Here is an 18,755-nt window from a genome sequence, read left to right as displayed (position 1 = left end):
TGATCGCCGGTTCCCTCACCGTGCCCGGCACAATCGCGTTCGGCGATACCGGCGCGATCACCGAGACCGGAGCCATCACCGCCGGCACGCTGGCCAGCTTCGGCACCATCGGCGGCGCGGTCGATTTCGCACGCCATAACAGCGTCGCCACGCTCGCTGATTTCGCCACTGCCAACGACTTCACCCTGGACGATGGCTCGCCGCTTACCATCCGCGGCCCTCTCGCCGCGCAAAATGCCGCGATCACGTCTCCCAAGATCGAGATACCGGGAACCATCGCGGTCGCCGGAACCATCGCTCTCGGCAGCACCGGCGCCATCACCGAAACCGGCAGGATCGACGCCGCAACCCTGCTCGGCCTGAAGGCCATCGGCGGCGCGGTCGCGCTCACCGGCACCAACCGGATCGCCACACTCGGCAATTTCATCGTCACCAACGGCGTTTTCGACCTCGCGGACGCCACGCCGCTCACGGTCTCCGGTTCGGTGAACGCGCCGGACATCACCCTGACCGCGCCGGGCATGACCATACCGGGAACCATCGCAACGCCGGGCACTCTCGCTCTCGGCGGCGCCGGGCCGATCGACGAGAGCGGAGCGATCGATGCCCTGATGCTGCAAAGCGCGGGCGCGATCGGCGGCGACATCGCATTGACCGGCGATAACGCCATCGGAACGCTCGGCGGCTTCACCGATACCGGCCATCTGTTCACCTTGCAGGATGGCACCGCTCTGACCATCGCCGGCCCGGTCTCCGCGCGCGCCGTCTCGATCACCGCGACCGCGCAGATGCTGCTCGACGGTGCGGCGGGCGGTGGATTGTTCATCGGCGGTACGGCCCCGCCGCCCGGCACCCAGGTCGGGGCGACGCCAAGGTCCGGCATCGATTCCGTGCTCGCCGTGACCGAAGGGACGACCCAGCAACTGATTCAGACCGGCACCTTCGTCATCGATACCGGCCCGGCCGCCGCGGCCCAGGGCCTGGCCGGGCAGCCCAATACGGTGTTCGTCATCCTCCAGCCGGATGGCAGCGCGACATTCGCCAGCCTGAACGCACCCAACACCACCATGGTCCTCGATCTCGGCGCCGGCAAGGCAAACGGCCATCTGAACCTGAAATTCCTGCTGGTTTCCGGTGGTGCCGCGGGAGCGGTCAACTTCACCGGCACGCTCGGCAATCTGGCCGGCACCACCGCCGCGCATAACGCAGCCGTGGTACCCATCCCGCAGAGTAATTACCGGTTCAATAGCTGCATCATCGGCTCGGTCAACTGCACCGTGCTGCCGGTCGCGACCCTGCCGCAGGCCAGCCCGCTCCAGAGTTTCGACCTCAACCCGACGCGCCGGCGACGGCTCGACCGCAATGTCCTGCTACCGGGCATTGCCGCCAAGGACTACTGACCATGCGCCGCCTCATCACTCTGGCCTGCATGTTCGGGCTCATGGTGCTCGCCGGCTGCGCACAGCCGCCGCCGACCGCCTATGTGACGAATTCGGCCGCGACATCCATCACCGGCCGGCAATACGCAATCGGCCGCAGCAGCAGCGGCGAAGCCTGCACCGTCACCCGCACGGCGCACGGCGCGCTGGTCTATTGCGGAACCTGGCATCACCCGAGCGCGCGGGTCGTCGCCGGATCCGCGACCGATCCCACCGGCCTCGCGCAGCTCGCCGAAACCGGCTCCTGGCGCGCCGGTCTCGAACAGCGCTACGCCTGTGCCGCACCGAAGCCGGCCACAATCCTCGGCCGCTACCCCGCGCAGATCCTGCTCTGCACCCAGCGGATCGGCGGCTGGCCGCATGTCGCCATCGCCGCCCTGATCGGCGGCCGCGCCTGGCTGGCCGACGGCGTGCAACCGGCCTTTCCGGTGATGCAGCGGGCAATCGGCATCGCGAGCCGGGTGGTCGCCCCGAAAGCCGCGCGTAACGCCTCCGTCGCGATTTCGGACCGGCTGCTCGCCGACCGTCTCGCCGCCTCCGCCTTCACCTCCGGCGATATCGGCCAATACGAGGCGCTGATGCGGGTCGGCAACAACGCCAACCAGGCCGAGGACTACCCGGCAGCGGTCACCGCCTATCGCGCGGCGCTCGCGCTGCAGCAGAAGGCGCTCGGCCCCGCCGATCCGAACACGGTTGCTCCGATGATGGATCTGGCGCTCAACCTTTCAGACGAGGGGCGCTACCGCCAGGCCGACACCCTGTTCGCCCAGGCCAAGGCCCTGGCGCCGAAATCGGCCGATGCCACCGCCACCCCGCGCCTGCTCCACTATCGCGGGCTCGATGCCTTGAATCAGGGGCATGACCGGCAGGCACAGGCGCTGCTCGCCGGTGCCGAACGCGGCTACGCGGCGTTGCTGCCGGCATCGCTGATCACGCCGCACGCCCTGGTCGCGACCAGAAGCACCGGCTTCGCCCTGTCGGCCGGCGGCGGTACCGCCCAGATCCTCACCGCGCAGACCACGCTGCTCAGCCCGGTCAGCCAGCAGGCTCTGCTCGGCGTGATCGAGACGCTGCGCTACCAGGGCGTGGTGCAGGCTTCCCTGGGCCACCCGAAGCAAGCCGCCGCGACGATCCGCCGCTCCTCGATGATCGCCGTCGCCAACGGCATCACCCCGCCGATCCTCCAGGCGCGGCTCGACCGCACCGCCGCGACGATCGACACCGCCACCGGCCAAAACGGCGCCGCCGCGAGCCGTCTCGCCGCCGCCTCGCGCGATTTCGCGCAGGCGCTGCCGGGCTCGCGTCCGGTCGCCGATACCTCGCTGCTCCAAGGTGCCGTGCTGGCCCGTTCCGGCGAAACCGCGCAGTCGATCCAGGCCTGCCGCCAGGGCGTGTCCCTGCTGCGCCGGCTGCGTCTCGGCACCTCGGCGCGGCTGATCGCCCCCTGCCTCGAAGCGCTCGATACCCAAGCCACACACACGCCGAACGACGCCCAGGCGCTCTACGCCGAGATGTTCGGCATGGCCGAACTCGCCCAGGGCAGCACGACCAGCCAGGAAATCGCCGAAACCGCCGCCCGGCTGGCCGCCAATTCGAAAAGCCCAGCCGTCGCCGCCGCGATCCGCGCGCATCAGGACGCGGTGGTGGAACTCGCCCGGCTCTATCGCGCGCGCGACGATCTCGCCCATGGCCACGGCAATTCGAAACCGGCGCTCGCAGCACTCGACGCGCGGATCGCCGCCGCGAGCCGGACCCTGTCGCAGGCCGACGAGGCGGTGGAAGCCGCGGCGCCGAATTTCGGCCAGTTGGTGCAGGAATCGGTGCCGGCCAGGAGTGTCCTCGCCCAGTTGCACCCGCACGAGGCATTTCTCGACATCATGCTCGCGTCGCACCATGCCTGGCTGTTCCTGTTGCAGAACGGCAAAATGATGGTGGCGCGCTCCGGCACCGGCGATGCGAAAATGACCAGGCTGGTCGAGGCGGTGCGCCGCAGCCTCAAGCCCACCCAATCCGGCCTGCCGCCTTTCGCGATGACGGATGCGGCGGCGATCTATCAGGCGACCGTTGCACCGTTCAAATCCGCGCTGATCCACACCACCGCCATGGTGATCGCGCCCTCCGGCCCGCTGCTGTCGCTGCCGTTCGCGCTGCTGCCGGCCGGCCCGGCCCAGGCGGGCGATCTCAGGGCGACACCCTGGCTGATCCGCCGGATGAGCCTGGTTTACGTGCCGGCGGCGGCGAATTTCGTCTCGCTGCGCCGGATTCAAGGCACCTCGCAGGCGAGCCAGCCCTGGTTCGGCTTCGGCGATTTCGACCACGTGACCGAAGCCGAGGCCGCGGCGAGTTTCAGCGGCCCGGCCTGCGCGAACAGCGCCCGGTTGTTCGCCGGCCTGCCGTCGCTGCCTTATGCCAAGCTCGAACTCGCCGCCGCGCGCGCGGTGTTTCATGCCCCGGCCTCGGACCAGTTGCTCGGCGCAGCCTTCACCGTGCCGGATATCGAACGCGCCGACCTCAAGCAGTTCCGCATCCTGCATTTCGCTACCCACGCGCTGCTGCCCTCCGAACTGCCCTGCGCGCGCGAACCCGCGATCGTCACCTCGCCGCCGCCGGGCGCCAGATCGGCGAACCGGGCGATGCTGACCACGTCCGACATCACCAACCTGCATCTCGACGCCAATCTGGTCATCCTCTCGGCCTGCAATACCGGCGGCAGCAACGGCCGCGCCGGCGGCGAGGCGCTGTCGGGCCTCGCCCGCGCCTTCTTCTTCGCCGGGGCGCGCGGCCTGATGGTGACGCAGTGGGCGGTGAATGATCAGGTCAGCTCCTATCTGGTCGCGACCACGCTGCAGCATATCGCCTCGGGGAGCGACGGCGGCGCCGCGTCCAGTCTGCGCAGCGCCCAGCTCGCCCTGATCGACGGTGCCGGCACCGGCGGAGTCTCGGCCAAGCTCGCCAATCCATTCTACTGGGCGCCGTTCGTAGTGATCGGCGACGGTGGCGAGCAGGCAGCAAGCGTCGCCACGTACCACCCTGTCGGTGCCGCGAAGCGGACGTTCTGACATGGCCGCGACCGATTTCACCACGCTCGGAAAATACGACATCGTCCGCGCCATCGGGCGCGGCGCGATGGGCACCGTCTATGAAGGCTTCGATCCGATCATCGCCCGGCGCGTCGCCATCAAGACCGTCAGCCTCGACCGCGCCGACGACCCCGAAGCGGCCGAGGATCTGCTGCGCTTCAAGCGCGAGGCCCAGGCCGCCGGGCGGCTGACCCATCCGAACATCGTCGGCGTCTACGATTACGGCGAGACCGAAACCCTCGCCTATATCGTGATGGAATTCGTCGAGGGCGACACGCTGAAATCCCTGCTCGACCGGGGCGAGCGCTTCGCCGTGGCGGATGCGCTGCGCATGATGGAGGCACTGCTCGCCGGCCTCGCCTACAGCCACGACCATGGCGTGATCCATCGCGACATCAAGCCGGCCAATGTGATGATCACCAGGGACGGCCGGGTGAAGCTCGCCGATTTCGGCGTCGCCCGGATCGAGAGCAGCAGCCTGACCCAGGCCGGCACCATGATCGGCACGCCGTCCTACATGTCGCCCGAGCAGTTCATGGGCCAGACCATCGACGCCCGCACCGACATCTATTCCGCCGGCGTGCTGCTCTATCAGTTGCTGACCGGGGAAAAACCGTTCGAAGGCTCGGTCACCGGGATCATGCACAAGGTGCTGAACACCGAACCGCCGGCGGCCTCCGCGCTGTCGGTCTCGGTCACGCCGGCGCTCGATGCGGTGGTCCGCCGCGCGATGACCAAGCGCCCGGAGGATCGGTTCGCGTCCGCGCGCGATTTTGCCGCCGCGCTGCACACGAGCGACGCACCGGCGGATGGCGACGCGACGATGATCGCGCCGACGGCCCGACCCGCACCCCGTCCCGCGGCCGCCTCGGCGCCCGCGATACAGCCGGCTACCGCGCTGGAACGGCCGAAGAGCAGAACGCCGATCATCGCCGCCGCCGCGGCGATCGTCCTGCTGCTCGCCGCCGGTGGCGGTTTTCTGCTGCTTGGCGGCAAACCCAAACCCCAGAAGCAAGCCGCGCCGCCGCAAGCCGCACCGGCCACGCAGCCGCAGCCAAAAGCTGCTGCCGCACCGCCCACCCCGGCACCCAAGCCAGCCGATCTCGCGGCGATACGGTCATCCATCGCCGCCGCCATCGCCCCGGTTCCCTGCACGCTGCTGCACGGCACGACGACCGCGACGCGCGCCGACCTGCACGGGCTGGTCGGCGTCTCCGCCGTGCCGGCACTGCGAGCCGCGCTGAGCCACCCGCCGATCCAGGTCGGACTCCTCTATCGCGGCTTCGACGGCCCGTATTGCGGCCTGATCGGCGCGATCCGGCCCTTCGCGCCGGTCTTCGCGAACCCGGACCAGCGCCTCGATCTTCATCTCGTCGGCAACGTGACGAAGCTCGCCAAGGGTCAGCATATCGTGGTCGAACTCGGCCTGCCGTCCTGGCCCGCCTATGTCGAGGTCGATTACGTCTCCAGCAGCGGCTCGATCTATCGCCTCTATCCCAGCGCGCAGATGCCGGCATCGCTCCATCAGGCCGGCGGAACCCTGGAACTCGGCCGGAAGCCCGGCCCGCAATGGGCGGTCGGCGCACCCTATGGCGAGGACATGATCCTCGCGATCGCCAGTTCGGCCCCGATCGACATCCTGCCGAAATCCCCGTCCTCGGACATCACGACCTTCCTGCCCGCACTCAAGACCGCCCTGTCCGGCCTGAAATCACAGGGCGCCGACATCTCGACCGCCGCCATCCTGCTCGATACGGTCAGGAAGTAGGCGCCGACGGCAAAGGCGCGGTCGCCAGCGGCTTGAGCCAGAAATCCGGCATGGCGGCGATGAAGCGCGCCCGCAGCGCATCCACCGTCGCGCGCGGCAGCCCGACCGCGCTCGGGCGGAAAAACTCCCGGTCGCGGGTGAACACCAGATAGGCCTGGGTCTCGTTGATAATCAGTTCGCGCTCGCGCGGATCGTAGCCCTGCCTGGTCAAAAATCCCCGGAACGCGGCACGCTCCTTCGCGGTCATCACGTCGTTCCAGAAGCGATGCACGAACGCCCGGTAGCGGGGCAGGGTGAAATACGCACCGTGGGAGAGTTCATGGCGCAGGATCACCGCGCGGACGAGCGGCGTGACCCGATGCCCCGCCCCCGCCTGCGGAATCGAGATCACCGCGCCATTCGCGCCCGGTTTCAGGAATCCGGAGCGGCGCAAAATCGCCTGCAACCGGCGCTCCTGCGGGTTCAACGCCACGCCCTCGGCGCGCGCGAGGCGAAAAAAGCGCCGCATCGCGGCGGCGGGATAGTCGTCGCCGTAATAATAAGTGCCCACGCTGGCATGGGCGGCGGCGAGGGTTGCCGCGAATTCCGCTGTGGTGAGCACCTGGTCGCGCGGCGCGGCCGCCTTCTCGATCAGCGCCGCCAGCCGGTCGAACATCAGCCCCTGGGCGTGCAGGCCGGGGCAATCCACCACCAGAACCAGTGGATCGTCGCGGAAGCGGAACACGGTGAACCGCCTGGTCACATGGCTGAAAATTCGCGCTTCGCCCGCCAGCGGAAACGGCGCGGGGCGCAGCCCGAGCCATAGCCCAAATCCGGCGATCAGGACGATCGCGACAGCGGCACATAAAATGACGATATTGCGAGGCCCCCGCCGCCGCGGCGCGAGCCTGATCGTATCATCGAGATTTCCCGAGGCGCGATGGCCAGAATGGGGTGGCGGCGCCACGATGCTGCTTCCGGCGCCGCCGTTGCGTCACGTGCCGGCGTTGATCACCTGGACCCGGCGATTGGCGCGACTCGGCGTATTCGGGCCGGTCGGCACCAGCAGATCCTTCTCGCCCACGCCATAGGCGGCAAGCCGCGCCGGCGCGATGTCGAACTTGGTCCGCAGATAATCCGCCACCGCCTTGGCCCGCGCATTGGACAGAGCAAGATTGGTCGCGGCACTGCCGGTCGTGTCGGTATGACCGACCAGCTTGAAGTGATAGGCGGCGAGCGACTGGTCGGTCAGCGCGCGGCCGAGCCGGTCGAGTTCGGTCCTGGCCCGCGGCGTGAGCTGCGCCGAGCCCAGCGCGAAGTCGATATTCAGGTTGATCGACGGCATGCCGCCTTGCGTGGCCGAAGCGGCCTTGGCGCCGCCCATATGCATCGCGGTCGGCTTCGCCTGGGTGGCCGGCGCCGGCGGGGTTGAGCCCGGCGCCAGCGGCACGATGCCGCGCGTGGTCGCCGAGACCGAGCCCGTCGGCTTCAGCGCCTGGATGATCTGCTGGGCGGACGGGCCGGAAGACTGCGCCCGGGCAGATGGTATGAACGCTGCGCCGGCAGCGACGATCGCGGCGATTCCGGTGAGACGCATGATCCGCTCCTTCTAAAGGCTGGTTGCGCGTCTATAACGCCAAAGGAACGGGATTTCCAGCACCGGCGCCCCGAAGCCACAACACTCCCTTTCAATCGGTTACGCTTTGGCACGCGCGATCCGGCCATACCATCGGGCCGGACTGACCGATTGGAGACTATGATGACACGGACGAAATTTCTGCTCCTCGCCTGCACTGCCGCCACCTTGCTCGGCGCCGGCGCCGTGAACGCCGCAGGTACCAAAGTCTCGGCGCTGCCGAGTTATTCCGGCACGCTCGAGCATTTCACCATCACACCGCGCGGTTCGATCGACGGGGTGATCCTGTCGGACGGCACCGATGCGGTCTTCCCACCCTATCTCTCGACCCAGATCGCCTATGCGGCGAAGCTGGGCGACAAGGTGACGATCCACGGGTTGAAAGTCGCCGGCGAGAAAGTGGTGCAGGGAGTTTCGATCACCGATAACGCGACCAACCGCACCGTCACCGATAACGGCAAGCTCGGTGTCGTCAGGCGCATGATGGCGCAGGGCAAAATCGCGCAATATCTCTACGGCCCGGACGGCCGCAAGAACGGCGTTCTGCTCGATGACGGCACCGCGCTGCACATGCCGCCGCCCGATCTCGCCAAGCCGCCGGTCGCGGCCATGCTGAAGCCGGGCACGAGCATCGCCGCCGTCGGCTTCGGCACCGCGAATGCGTTGGGCAAAATGATCCTGGTCCGGCAGATCGGCCCCGACTTCAAGGATCTGACCCGGATCGCCCCGCCGCATCCGCCGCATGGCTGGCGCCATCCGCACGGTCCGATGATGCGGCGGATGATGATGCGGCACATGATGATGGAGCCGATGCACGGCCCCGGCATGGCGCCGCCGCCGCCCGCTTCGACTCCGGCCGGTTCGACCTCGAAGTAACGGCTTAACTCACCGCCTTGGCCGTGCCGGCCGTGCCGGCGCGCGCCAGGGCTCTTCGGGCCAGTCATGTTTCGGATAGCGCCCGCGCATGTCGCGCCGCGCATCCGCCCAGCCGCCGCGCCAGAACCCCGCCAGATCGCCGGTCACCGCGATCGGCCGCCCGGCCGGCGACAGCAGCGCGATCCGCAACGCCAGTTTCCCGCCGGCCAGACCCGGCGTTTCATCCAATCCGTAGAACGCCTGCGCCCGCGCCGAGGCCACCGGCGCCGGCGCGGTGTAATCGATCGCGACACGTCCCCCTGGCGCGGCGATATGCTCCGGGACAGCGGAGTCCAGCCGCCGCGACCGCTCATGTCCCAACGCATCGCGCAATATCGCCGCGAGGTCGAGCGCCTCGGCCTGCTTCAGCCGCGACAACCCGGCGAGATACGGCACGAACCAGTCATCCAGCGTGGCATGAAGCGCCGCATCGGAAAAATCCGGCCAGTCTTCCGGCTCGATGCTCCGCATCCAGCCGACCCGCGCCTGCAACTGCCGCACCGGCTCGCTCCAGCCCAGCCGCTCGGGCTTGGCGATCACCGCGTCGCGCAACGCCGAGGCGATTTCATCGGGCGATGCCGGAAAACTGCGATCGGCCAGAACCAGCGACCCCAAGCGTCGCCGTTCGCGCAGCAGAACCGTGCCGGACGCGCCATCCAGCGCCACATCCCGCGTCGTCACGATCCGGTCGGCGAGCCTTGTGGTCAGACTCTCGGGATCGAGCACCGCCGCGAGGCCGATTTTCGGCGCGCCGCGCCCCCCGAGCGACGCCACCGCCAGCATCGGCGCCTTCGCCAGCGGATCGGCGAGATCGAGCTTCGCTCCGCCACCCTCGGCAAGGCGAAAACTGCCCGGCTCGCCGCGCCGCGACGCGATCCGGTCGGGAAACCCGGCGGCGATCAGCAATGCCGCATCGCCGTGGGCTGGCGCATCGCGCCGCAGCCCGAGCCGCGCGCGATATTGCGCCGCCGCCTGCCGGATTCGCGCGATGGTGCCGCGATCACCTCCATTGCGCCCGGCGATCGCCTCCAGCCGCAGCGAAATCTCGGCGGTCCCGGCGTCGCGCAGCGGGTCGCGTTCTTCCAGCAGCGCCGCGAGATCGGCGGCAAGTGCCTGTTCCGGCGCAGCCTCCGCCGCCAGCATCATCGCGGCAAGGCGCGGCGCGGTCCCCAGTTCCGCCATGCGCCGGCCGCGTCCGGTCATCCGCCCATCGCCGTCGAGCGCGCCCAGGCTTCGCAGCAGCGCTCGCGCCGACGCCAAAGCGCCCGGTGGCGGCGGATCGGCAAACCGCAAATCCTCGCTCCGCTCGCCCCATGCCGCACAGGACAGCACCAGGGACGACAATTCGGCGTCGATGATTTCCGGCCGGTCGAATTCCGGCAGTCCGCGATGCAGCGCCTCGGTCCACAAGCGGATCGCGACCCCCGGCGCCTCGCGCCCGGCCCGCCCGGCGCGCTGGGTTGCCGCCGCCTTGCTGATCCGCCGTGTGACCAGCCGTGTCAGCGCCCACCCGGCATCGAATTGCGGCGCGCGGCGAAACCCGCCATCCACCACCACGCGCACGCCCGGCACGGTAAGCGAGGTTTCGGCGATGCTGGTCGCCAGGATCACCCGCCGCGCGGCGGACGGCGCGAGCACACGCGCCTGCTCGGCCGGCGGCAGATCGCCGAACAGCGCCACCACCTCGGCCGCGACGCCGGCAAGCGCCACTTCGGCCCGCCGAATTTCCCCGACACCGGGCAGAAACGCCAGGATATCGCCGCGATGCGCCGCCAAAGCCGCCCGCACCGCCCGCGCCAGCGCCTCCGGCAGGTCGCGCGGATCGGCGATATCCCGCGCGGCGTGCTCCACCGCCACCTTATGCGCCCGCCCCGCGCTCTCGATCACCGTGGCATCGAGTAAATCCGCCAACCGCGCGCCATCGGCGGTCGCCGACATCGCGAGCAGCCGCAATTCCGGCCGCAACCCGCGCTGCAGATCGAGCGTCAAGGCGAGCGCGAGGTCAGCCTCCAGGCTGCGTTCGTGGATTTCGTCGAAAATCACGCAGGTCACACCGTCCAGCCCCGGATCGCTCAGCAGCCGCCGCGTCAACAAGCCTTCGGTGATGATTTCCACCCGCGTGCGCGGCCCGACCGCCTGCTCCAGCCTGGTTCGGTAGCCGATCAGTCCGCCCGGTGCCTCGCCGATCAAACTCGCGATCCGCTCCGCCGCCGCCCGTGCCGCCAGCCGGCGCGGCTCCAGCATGATGATCCTGCCGCCGCGCACCCAGTCCGCCGCGAGCAGCGCCTGCGGCACAAGGGTCGTCTTGCCCGCGCCGGGCGGCGCGATCAGCACCGCGTTCGGCTTTGCCGCGAGCGCCCGGTTCAGCGCGGGTAACATTTCGGCGACCGGCAGCGCATCCATCGCCGGGCGGTTAGCACCGATCGGCCCGACATGCGATAATCGGCCGATGATGCGCTGGCTGCTTCTCGCCCTGCTGCTTGTCCCCGCGTTCGCCCGCGCCGCCGAGAGCAACCGGGTGACCAGCGCGCGCGACACCGTCTCGCTGATCTCCGCCACGAAATCGGCAACTGGCACAAAACTCCACCTCGGCCTGCTGTTCCGGCTCAAGCCCGATTGGCACATCTACTGGTCCGATCCGGGCGATGCCGGCGAACCCCCCGCCCTTGAACTCACCGCCCCGGCGGGCGCCAAAGCCGGCCCCTTCGCCTATCCGCCGCCGCATTGGCTGGTCGCCGGCAGCGTCGGCGACTACGTCGAAACCGGCACGGTGCTTCTCCCGTTCACCGCGACTCTGCCATCCGGCGCCACCGCCATCGCGGCGAAAGCGCGCTGGCTGGTCTGCAACCCGAAAATCTGCGTGCCCGAACAGGGCCGGTTCAATCTGAGCCTGCAAGGCGGCGCCGGGCCGTCGCGCGAGGCCGGCCTGTTCGCCAAAGCCCGCGCGGCCATGCCGCGCCCGTCGCCCTTCGCGGCGACCATCGCGCCCGGCGGCGATCTGACCGTTACCGGCGCCGGCCTGACCCGAACCGCCGTGAAGACCGCGCATGTCTTCCCCGCCAGCCCGGACGCGATCGTCAACGCCGCGCCGCAGCCTTTGCATTTCATCCGCAATGGCTTCGTGCTCGACCTGAAACCGGCCGGCTCGAAACCGATGCGCGTCCTCGCCGGCATCCTGGAAATCACCGACCCCACCGGGCAGGTCCAGGCCCTGACCATCGCCGCGACACCGGGCGTCGCGCCCTCAACCATGCCGACACCCTGGATCGTCTGGATCGGCGCGGCGCTGCTCGGCGGCCTCATTCTCAACCTGATGCCCTGCGTGTTTCCGATCCTGGCGATGAAGGCTCTCGCCGTCGCGAGATTCGGCCATGACGACAAGCGCGCCGCCCGGCGCGAGGCGCTGGGCTACACGGCGGGCTCGGTGGCGGCGATGCTCGCCCTCGGCATCGTCCTGATCGTGCTGCGCGCCGGAGGTGCAGCACTCGGCTGGGGCTTCCAGTTCCAGTCGCCCGCCTTCATCGCGGTGATGGCCTGGATCGTCGTCGCGATCGGCCTGAACTTCGCCGGCCTGTACGAAATCCCCGGCATCGCGATGCGGAACCGCACCACCGGCAGCTTCGCCACCGGCGTGCTCGCGGTCCTGGTCGCGACCCCCTGCACCGCGCCGTTCATGGGCGGTGCGGTCGCCGCCGCCCTCGCCGCGCCGATCGTCCTCGCCCTGGGCATCTTCGGCGCCCTCGGCCTCGGCATCGCGCTGCCCTTCCTTGCTCTGGCCCTGGCACCCGCGCTCGCGCGCATCCTGCCCCGCCCAGGCGCCTGGATGATCGTGCTCCGCCAGTTCATGGCCTTCCCGATGTTCGCCACCGCCTCCTGGCTGCTCTGGGTGATGACCACCGAGGCCGGGGCGGACGGCGCGCTGATCGTCGCCGCCGGCGCGGTGCTGATCGGCTTCGCGCTCTGGCTGCTGCGGTTCCGCTTCCTGCTCGCGCGCGGGCTCGCCGTGGTTTCGGTGATCGCGGCAGCCGCCCTCCTGCCGCGCATCGTCCCGGCCGATGCGGCGGCGCGGACGACCCTGCCACATTCCATCCCCTATTCGCCCGGCAAGCTCGCTTCACTCCGCGCTGCCGGCAAGCCCGTGTTCGTCGACATCACCGCCGCCTGGTGTATCACCTGCCAGGTGAACGACCGTATCGCGCTGGAACCGGCCGCGATCCAGCGCGATTTCGCCGCCCGCCACGTCACGCTGATGGTCGGCGACTGGACCCGGCGCGCTCCCGCGATCACGCGCTATCTCGCCGCCCATGGGCGGGACGGCGTGCCGCTCTACGTGTTCTACCCGCCGGATCGCGGCAAGCCGGTGATCCTGCCGCAAATCCTCACGCCCTCGATCGTCCGCCGCGCCATCAAGTGATGGACACCTAGGTCCGCCAGCCTCATGATGGCACCGGAATGACCGCCAGAACCGCCAGCCCGGCCCGGCGCACCCGGATCGGCATCATCGGCGCCGGGCCCGCCGGGCTGATGCTCGCGCATCTGCTCGCCCGCGCCGGCATCGACTGCATCGTGCTGGAACGTCACACCCGCGACCATGTCGAAACCCGCATCCGCGCCGGCATCCTGGAATACGAGGTGGCGCAATTGCTGCGCGAAACCGGCCTCGGCACCCGCATGGACGCGATCGGCTTTCGCCACGACGGCACCAACCTGCTGTTCGACGGCGCGCTGCACCGGATCGACTTCGCCGCGCTCACCGGCAAGCACGTCATGCTCTACAGCCAGCACGAGGTGGTGCGCGACCTGATCGCGGCGCGCCTCGCATCCGGCGGCGAGATCCTGTTCGAGGCCGAGGCGACCGGCATCGCGGACATCCACACCGGCCAGCCGGTCATCCGCTACATGCATGAAGGTCAATCGAAATTCCTCGCCTGCGACATCGTCGCCGCCTGCGACGGGTTTCACGGCATCGGTCGCGCCGCTCTGCCCGCCGAGCGCCTGCGCGAATACGACCGCACCTACCCGTTCGGCTGGCTCGGCATCCTCGCCAAGGCGCCGCCGGCGAAGGACGAACTGATCTACGCCAGCCACCAGAACGGGTTTTCCCTCCTCTCAATGCGCTCATCCAGCGTCAGCCGCCTCTATCTGCAATGCGCGCCGGACGAGGATATCGCCGCCTGGCCGGATTCCCGCATCTGGGACGAGCTGTCGCTCCGGCTCGCCCATGACGGATTCCATCTGCAAACCGGCGAGATCTTCCAGAAAAGCGTCACCGCGATGCGCTCCTACGTCGCCGAACCGATGCAGGACGGACGGCTGTTCCTCGCCGGCGACGCCGCGCATATCGTGCCGCCCACCGGCGCCAAAGGGCTGAACGCGGCGATCGCGGACGCCGCGATCCTCGCCCGCGCGATCGAGGCCATGCTGAACCGTGCCGACCCGGCGCCGCTCGAACGCTATACCCAAACCTGCCTCGCGCGGATCTGGAAAATCGAGCGGTTTTCCTGGTGGATGACCTCGATGATGCACCGGTTCGACGGCCACACCGCCTTCGACCGGCGCATGCAGCACGCCGAACTCGATTATTATGCCAGCTCCGTCGCCGGCAAGACCGCGCTGGCGGAGAATTACGTCGGGCTGCCGCTCGCCTGAAAGGAACCGGATCATGCGCATTCTCGCCGGACTCACCCTCGCAGCGGCACTGGCCGGCAGCGCCGCCGCGGCGTCCCCGCCGGTCGGGCTCTGGCAGGGAAGCTACGATTGCGCCCAGGGCGAAACCGCGCTCGCCCTGCAAATCACCGCGCAAGGCCCGAGCCGGATCAGCGCGATCTTCTATTTCCACGCCCTCGCCGCCAACCCGCACGTGCCGCAAGGCTGCTTCATGATGCGCGGCCGATACGACGCCGCGACGCGGCGCATCACCCTGAACCCCGCGCGCTGGCTCGCCCGCCCGCCTTTCTATGTCCGGGTGGCGCTGTCCGGCATGGTCGGGCGGGACGGCAGCACGATCGCCGGGCACATCGCCGGCCCGGCCTGCTCGGCATTCGCCGTCACCCGCAGCGTCGCACCGCCGATACCGCCCGCGCCGGCACCGTGCCGGATGGATCGGAACGGCCCGACCGTGTAGTGACGGATGATCGGCAATGGTGAGATGGGGATGGCTCGGATGGGCGATTTGAAAACATGGATCATCGGCGGCGCGATCATGGCGGCGGGGCTGGCCGCTGCCCAGGCGGCAAGCACAAATCCGCCGCCGCAGGTCGCGCAATGCGCCGGCTGCCACCAGGCGAACGGCATGGGCAATCCGGCCGCCGGGTTTCCCGCCCTGGCCGGCCAGCCGGCCGGATACCTGGAACAGCAGCTCTATGCGTTCAAGCACGGCAGCCGCCAGAACCACATGATGAAAAGCTTCGCGGGCGGGCTGAACGACGCGAGCCGCAAAGCGGTCGCCGCCTATTTCAGCCAATTGCCGGTCGTCGCTCCCGCCACGCTGCCGGCCGCCCCCAAGGGCGATCTGGGCGCGACCCTGGCGACAAAGGGTGCGGGCGCCGGCACGCCCCGCGCGATCCCCGCCTGCGATTCCTGCCACGGCGCCGGCGGATTGGGCCGTCCGCCGGAATTTCCGCGCCTCGCCGGCCAGCCGGAACAGTATCTCGCGAACCAGCTCACCGCATGGCAAAAGGGCTCGCGCAACGAGACCAATCTGCACCTGATGCGTGATGTCGCCGTCAATCTCAGCCCGAAGCAGATCAAGGCGGTCGCCGCCTATTTCGCCGCGCTGCCGCCGACCAGCACGTCGCCGTCATCGAATGGAAAATAATTACAGCGAAACGTAGCGTCAGCTCGTTTCGCCGCCGGCCTCCATGGCCATTCCAGCAATCCTTCGGATTGCCGGAACCTTTGGCCACTCCGCCGCAACGCGGACGCGCAGCTTTAGCTGCGGAAGCCCCTGACGCGGGACGCGCCTTTGCGGCGCGATGGCGTGGAAGCGCCCCCTCCGTTGCGCTTCCAGCGATCCTGCGGATCGCCGGAATCTTGCGCAACTCCGCCCGGCGTCTGATACCAAATCTCATGAATCTCGACTCATGAGATTTGGTATGCGCGCGGGTTGGCGGGCCGCGCGCGCGAACATAAAGAGCGAATACCATGGGTCGCGATCAGCGAGACATGGTATGAGGGCTTATCAAAGTTCCAGGACCGGCTTCGCCGCACCCTTGACCGCCGGATCGATCGTCACCAGCGCGCCGCCGCGCCATTGCTGCAAGGTCGCGAAGCTGCGGCGGTTCTGGCCCGAGGCATCGAACGCCGCACCCCAGCCATTGGCCAGCATCCCGCGCGGCGCGTCGATCGCGGCCAGCGCCCCCGGCAGGGTTTTGCCGCCGCGCAGCGCCTGCAGCACCAGCGCCGCGCCGACATAGGCGGTCAGGCTCGCCGCACCGCGCGGCTGTGTTGCGTAGCGCCGCCGATACGCCGCCGCGATCGCGGCGGAAGCCCCGCCCGAAGCGTAGAGCGGACAGCCGACCGCCATCGTGTTCCCGATCGCCGGCCCCAGCGCGAACCCGGTTTCCGACAGCCCATAGCCGCTTCCGGCGCCGATGATCATGCGCGGCCGCCAGGACGCGACGTCCATCGCCTCGTAAAGCAGCAATACATGTGCCGGCCTTCCGGCATGGACCAGCAGGTCGATGCGCGCGCGCTTCATCCGATCCACCTCGGCGGCGAGGTCCATCGCGTCGGTGGCATAGCCCATGGTCAGCAGGATCGGCAGTTTCGCCGCCTTGCACGCGGCGATCATCGCGGCGGCGAAGGAGCCGTCGGCGGCGCCGACATCGAACAGCAGGCCGATGCGCAGCGTATCGGCCGCTCTGTGCCAGCCGGGTGCGATCACCCCGGCGATCGCGGCACTGGCGGACGCGGCGAGATCGGCGGTGGTCAGGCCGGTGCGGATCAGCATCTTGAAGCCGCGCGCGGTGATCGCATCCGCCGGCGCGTCGAGTTCGGCATAGGGGATCTTGGCGAGTTCCGCCGCCGCCGTGGCGGCGAACGAGGCCGTGGAGGACGCGGTGCCGAGAATCGCCGTCACCGGCCCGGATTTCGCCCCGCTTTTCGCAAAAATATCGACCGCGCGCGCCGGGTCGGCGGCATCGGCGCGGATCAGCCGGACTGGCGCCATCCCGGCGCCGCGCGCCGCGCGAACCGCGAGCGCAACGCCGCGCCACGCCTCGTCCCCCGCCAATGCCTGCGCGCCCGAAAAAGGAAACAAGGCGCCGAGAACGATGGACGCCGCCGGCTCGGCCTGGGTCATGGCACTGGCCGCCATCGCCCGCGGAATCGAGGCTTTCGACAAGGCGAGACTGGCGAGGCCGGCGCCGACCAGCGTGCGGCGGGTAAGATCAGCGGTCACGAGTGTCCCGATTCGGAAGTTCGTTATCATCAAACCCGGCACCATACGAACTTCCGAATCGAAAGGACACTGGCAAACATATGATTTTCGTGTGGTTTTTGGTTCTGAAGTTCCTACGCATATGCGGCGGCCGCTTTTAGGAACTTCAGAACCACCACACGAGGTTGATCGATCATCCTGACTATGATGTTAACCGCGAATTAGCACAGATCAGGAGCCCGGCCATGACCCTCCCCACCGAAATGCGCCATGTCGTCCTCGATTCGCCGGGAGGGCCGGAGCAGATGCGCATCGTCACCGGCCCGACCCCGGCGCCGAAGCCCGACGAGGTGCTGATCCGGGTCGAAGCCGCCGGGGTGAACCGGCCGGATATCCAGCAGCGCAAGGGACTCTACCCGCCGCCGCCGGGCGCCAGCCCGATCCTCGGCCTCGAAGCCGCCGGCGCAATCGCCGCTTGCGGCGCGTCGGTGACCGAATGGCGCGCCGGCGACCGGGTGACCGCGCTCTGCAACGGCGGCGCCTATGCCGAATATGTCGCGGTGCCGGCGGCGCAATGCCTGCCCTGGCCGGAGGGCTGCACCGCCATCGAGGCGGCATCCCTGCCGGAAACCTGCTTCACCGTCTGGGCCAATCTGTTCGATCTCGGGCGGCTTGCGCCCGGCGAATCGGTCCTGGTCCATGGCGGCACCTCGGGAATCGGCGTCACCGCGATCCAGCTCGGCACCGCGTTCGGCGCGAAGATTTTCGTCACCGCGGGATCGGCGGAAAAATGCGCCGCCTGCCTCGAACTTGGCGCGGCTGGCGCGATCGACTACCGCGCGAGCGATTTCCTCGCCGAAATCAAGTCGATGACCGGCGGCGACGGCGTCGACGTGGTGCTGGACATGGTGGGCGCGCCCTACACCCAGAAAAATCTGCGCGCGCTCCGGCACGGCGGCCGCCTGGTCGAGATCGCCTTCATGGAGGGCAGCAAGGTGAGCGAACTCGACCTCCTGCCGATCATGCTCAAGCGTCTCACCGTCACCGGCTCGACCATGCGGCCGCGCACCACTGCGGAAAAAGGCGCGATCGCCGCATCGCTGCGTAAAATTGTATGGCCCTGGTTCGCGCAACGTCGGGTACGCCCGGTCATCCATGCCGCGCTACCATGGGTTGATGTCGCAAACGCACATCATTTGATGGAAAGCGGCAAACATGTCGGAAAAATAATACTACAGATAAGTTAGTGAGACAATTTCGGTCTGCCCACGATCGCTGGCGACTCCAAGATATGTTAGACACCTGGTACTAACATTAGTGTACAATAATGTCGGCAAGCCGAGCGGCTTGCCCCGTTGCCTATTTTTTGGGCAACGGGGCGTATTTCGAGTTCGAGTTGAAATCAAGGGAATTGTTGCCTTTTTATGTCGTTCGTTAGGGTGTGTCGTCAATTAAGCCAGATAGCGGTGGCGGTGAGGTGGACGCCTGCGAGGAAGTTTCTGGCGGTTTTGTCGTAGCGCGTTGCAATGGCGCGGAATTGCTTGAGTTTGGCAAAGAA

The 18,755-nt window shown here is 68.6% G+C and carries 13 protein-coding genes and 1 pseudogene; 9 read left to right on the top strand and 5 right to left on the bottom strand.

Features of this window, described 5'->3' with window-relative positions:
- The 3 genes from L2A60_RS17595 to L2A60_RS17585 form a co-directional block, all read left to right on the top strand.
- On the top strand, positions 1-1,400 hold a 1,400-nt coding region (locus L2A60_RS17595; protein ID WP_235705755.1), incomplete at its 5' end, for a hypothetical protein.
- A 2-nt stretch (positions 1,401-1,402) separates the two neighbouring features.
- Complete coding sequence (locus L2A60_RS17590; RefSeq protein ID WP_235705754.1) at positions 1,403-4,498, top strand: CHAT domain-containing protein; 3,096 nt, start codon at positions 1,403-1,405, stop codon at positions 4,496-4,498.
- A gap of 1 nt (position 4,499) precedes the next feature.
- The gene (locus L2A60_RS17585) at positions 4,500-6,287 is read left to right on the top strand and encodes a serine/threonine-protein kinase (protein WP_235705753.1); all 1,788 of its coding nucleotides are present in this window, start codon (positions 4,500-4,502) and stop codon (positions 6,285-6,287) included.
- Here the strand turns inward: L2A60_RS17585 and L2A60_RS17580 are convergent.
- A complete protein-coding gene (locus L2A60_RS17580) occupies positions 6,277-7,233 on the bottom strand; it encodes a hypothetical protein (protein ID WP_235705752.1) in 957 nt (318 codons plus the stop codon). The two genes, L2A60_RS17585 and L2A60_RS17580, sit on opposite strands and share 11 nt — an antisense overlap.
- A 27-nt stretch (positions 7,234-7,260) precedes the next feature.
- Positions 7,261-7,863, bottom strand: a complete 603-nt coding sequence (locus tag L2A60_RS17575) for an OmpA family protein (protein ID WP_235705751.1) — start codon at positions 7,861-7,863, stop codon at positions 7,261-7,263.
- A 162-nt stretch (positions 7,864-8,025) separates the two neighbouring features.
- On the opposite strand from L2A60_RS17575, the gene L2A60_RS17570 reads away from it, so the two are divergent.
- Entirely contained in the window at positions 8,026-8,778 is a 753-nt protein-coding gene (locus L2A60_RS17570; protein ID WP_235705750.1) for a hypothetical protein, read from the top strand.
- A gap of 9 nt (positions 8,779-8,787) precedes the next feature.
- Here L2A60_RS17570 and hrpB read toward each other — a convergent pair whose 3' ends face one another.
- A complete protein-coding gene (gene hrpB / locus L2A60_RS17565) occupies positions 8,788-11,220 on the bottom strand; it encodes an ATP-dependent helicase HrpB (RefSeq protein ID WP_235705749.1) in 2,433 nt (810 codons plus the stop codon).
- A gap of 46 nt (positions 11,221-11,266) precedes the next feature.
- Between hrpB and L2A60_RS17560 the strand changes: the two genes are divergently transcribed.
- From L2A60_RS17560 to L2A60_RS17545, 4 genes are read left to right on the top strand one after another with little or no spacing between them, the layout of a single operon-like run.
- Positions 11,267-13,231 carry a protein-disulfide reductase DsbD family protein gene (locus L2A60_RS17560; protein ID WP_235705748.1) on the top strand — a complete coding sequence of 655 codons (1,965 nt, stop codon included), beginning with the start codon at positions 11,267-11,269 and terminating at the stop codon, positions 13,229-13,231.
- A 38-nt stretch (positions 13,232-13,269) separates the two neighbouring features.
- On the top strand, positions 13,270-14,466 hold the full coding sequence (locus L2A60_RS17555; protein WP_235705747.1) for a 4-hydroxybenzoate 3-monooxygenase: 1,197 nt from the start codon (positions 13,270-13,272) through the stop codon (positions 14,464-14,466).
- Positions 14,467-14,479: 13 nt separating this feature from the next.
- Positions 14,480-14,941: a hypothetical protein gene (locus L2A60_RS17550; RefSeq protein WP_235705746.1), complete on the top strand. Its 462-nt coding sequence runs from the start codon at positions 14,480-14,482 to the stop codon at positions 14,939-14,941.
- A 39-nt stretch (positions 14,942-14,980) separates the two neighbouring features.
- Entirely contained in the window at positions 14,981-15,634 is a 654-nt protein-coding gene (locus L2A60_RS17545) for a c-type cytochrome (protein ID WP_235705745.1), read from the top strand.
- Between the two features lie 363 nt (positions 15,635-15,997).
- Here L2A60_RS17545 and L2A60_RS17540 read toward each other — a convergent pair whose 3' ends face one another.
- Positions 15,998-17,218, bottom strand: coding sequence for an ABC transporter substrate-binding protein (locus tag L2A60_RS17540; RefSeq protein ID WP_235705744.1), 1,221 nt, complete (start codon positions 17,216-17,218; stop codon positions 15,998-16,000).
- A gap of 224 nt (positions 17,219-17,442) precedes the next feature.
- On the opposite strand from L2A60_RS17540, the gene L2A60_RS17535 reads away from it, so the two are divergent.
- Positions 17,443-18,444: an NAD(P)H-quinone oxidoreductase gene (locus tag L2A60_RS17535; RefSeq protein ID WP_235705743.1), complete on the top strand. Its 1,002-nt coding sequence runs from the start codon at positions 17,443-17,445 to the stop codon at positions 18,442-18,444.
- A 200-nt stretch (positions 18,445-18,644) separates the two neighbouring features.
- Here the strand turns inward: L2A60_RS17535 and L2A60_RS17530 are convergent.
- Positions 18,645-18,755: pseudogene (locus L2A60_RS17530) on the bottom strand (IS5/IS1182 family transposase); the annotation flags it as partial.

This window comes from Acidiphilium iwatense, assembly GCF_021556475.1.
GTDB lineage: Bacteria > Pseudomonadota > Alphaproteobacteria > Acetobacterales > Acetobacteraceae > Acidiphilium > Acidiphilium iwatense.
The sequence above is the reverse complement of the archived record's forward strand: the minus strand, read 5'-3'. Positions and strand labels throughout refer to the sequence as shown.

Bases quoted from the DNA above. Each gene is read 5' to 3' on its own strand.
- L2A60_RS17590 (WP_235705754.1), top strand. From the start codon at position 1,403: ATGCGCCGCCTCATCACTCTGGCCTGCATGTTCGGGCTCATGGTGCTC.
- L2A60_RS17585 (WP_235705753.1), top strand. From the start codon at position 4,500: ATGGCCGCGACCGATTTCACCACGCTCGGAAAATACGACATCGTCCGC.
- L2A60_RS17575 (WP_235705751.1), bottom strand. From the start codon at position 7,863: ATGCGTCTCACCGGAATCGCCGCGATCGTCGCTGCCGGCGCAGCGTTC.
- L2A60_RS17570 (WP_235705750.1), top strand. From the start codon at position 8,026: ATGACACGGACGAAATTTCTGCTCCTCGCCTGCACTGCCGCCACCTTG.
- hrpB (WP_235705749.1), bottom strand. From the start codon at position 11,220: ATGGATGCGCTGCCGGTCGCCGAAATGTTACCCGCGCTGAACCGGGCG.
- L2A60_RS17560 (WP_235705748.1), top strand. From the start codon at position 11,267: ATGATGCGCTGGCTGCTTCTCGCCCTGCTGCTTGTCCCCGCGTTCGCC.
- L2A60_RS17555 (WP_235705747.1), top strand. From the start codon at position 13,270: ATGACCGCCAGAACCGCCAGCCCGGCCCGGCGCACCCGGATCGGCATC.
- L2A60_RS17550 (WP_235705746.1), top strand. From the start codon at position 14,480: ATGCGCATTCTCGCCGGACTCACCCTCGCAGCGGCACTGGCCGGCAGC.
- L2A60_RS17545 (WP_235705745.1), top strand. From the start codon at position 14,981: ATGGGCGATTTGAAAACATGGATCATCGGCGGCGCGATCATGGCGGCG.
- L2A60_RS17535 (WP_235705743.1), top strand. From the start codon at position 17,443: ATGACCCTCCCCACCGAAATGCGCCATGTCGTCCTCGATTCGCCGGGA.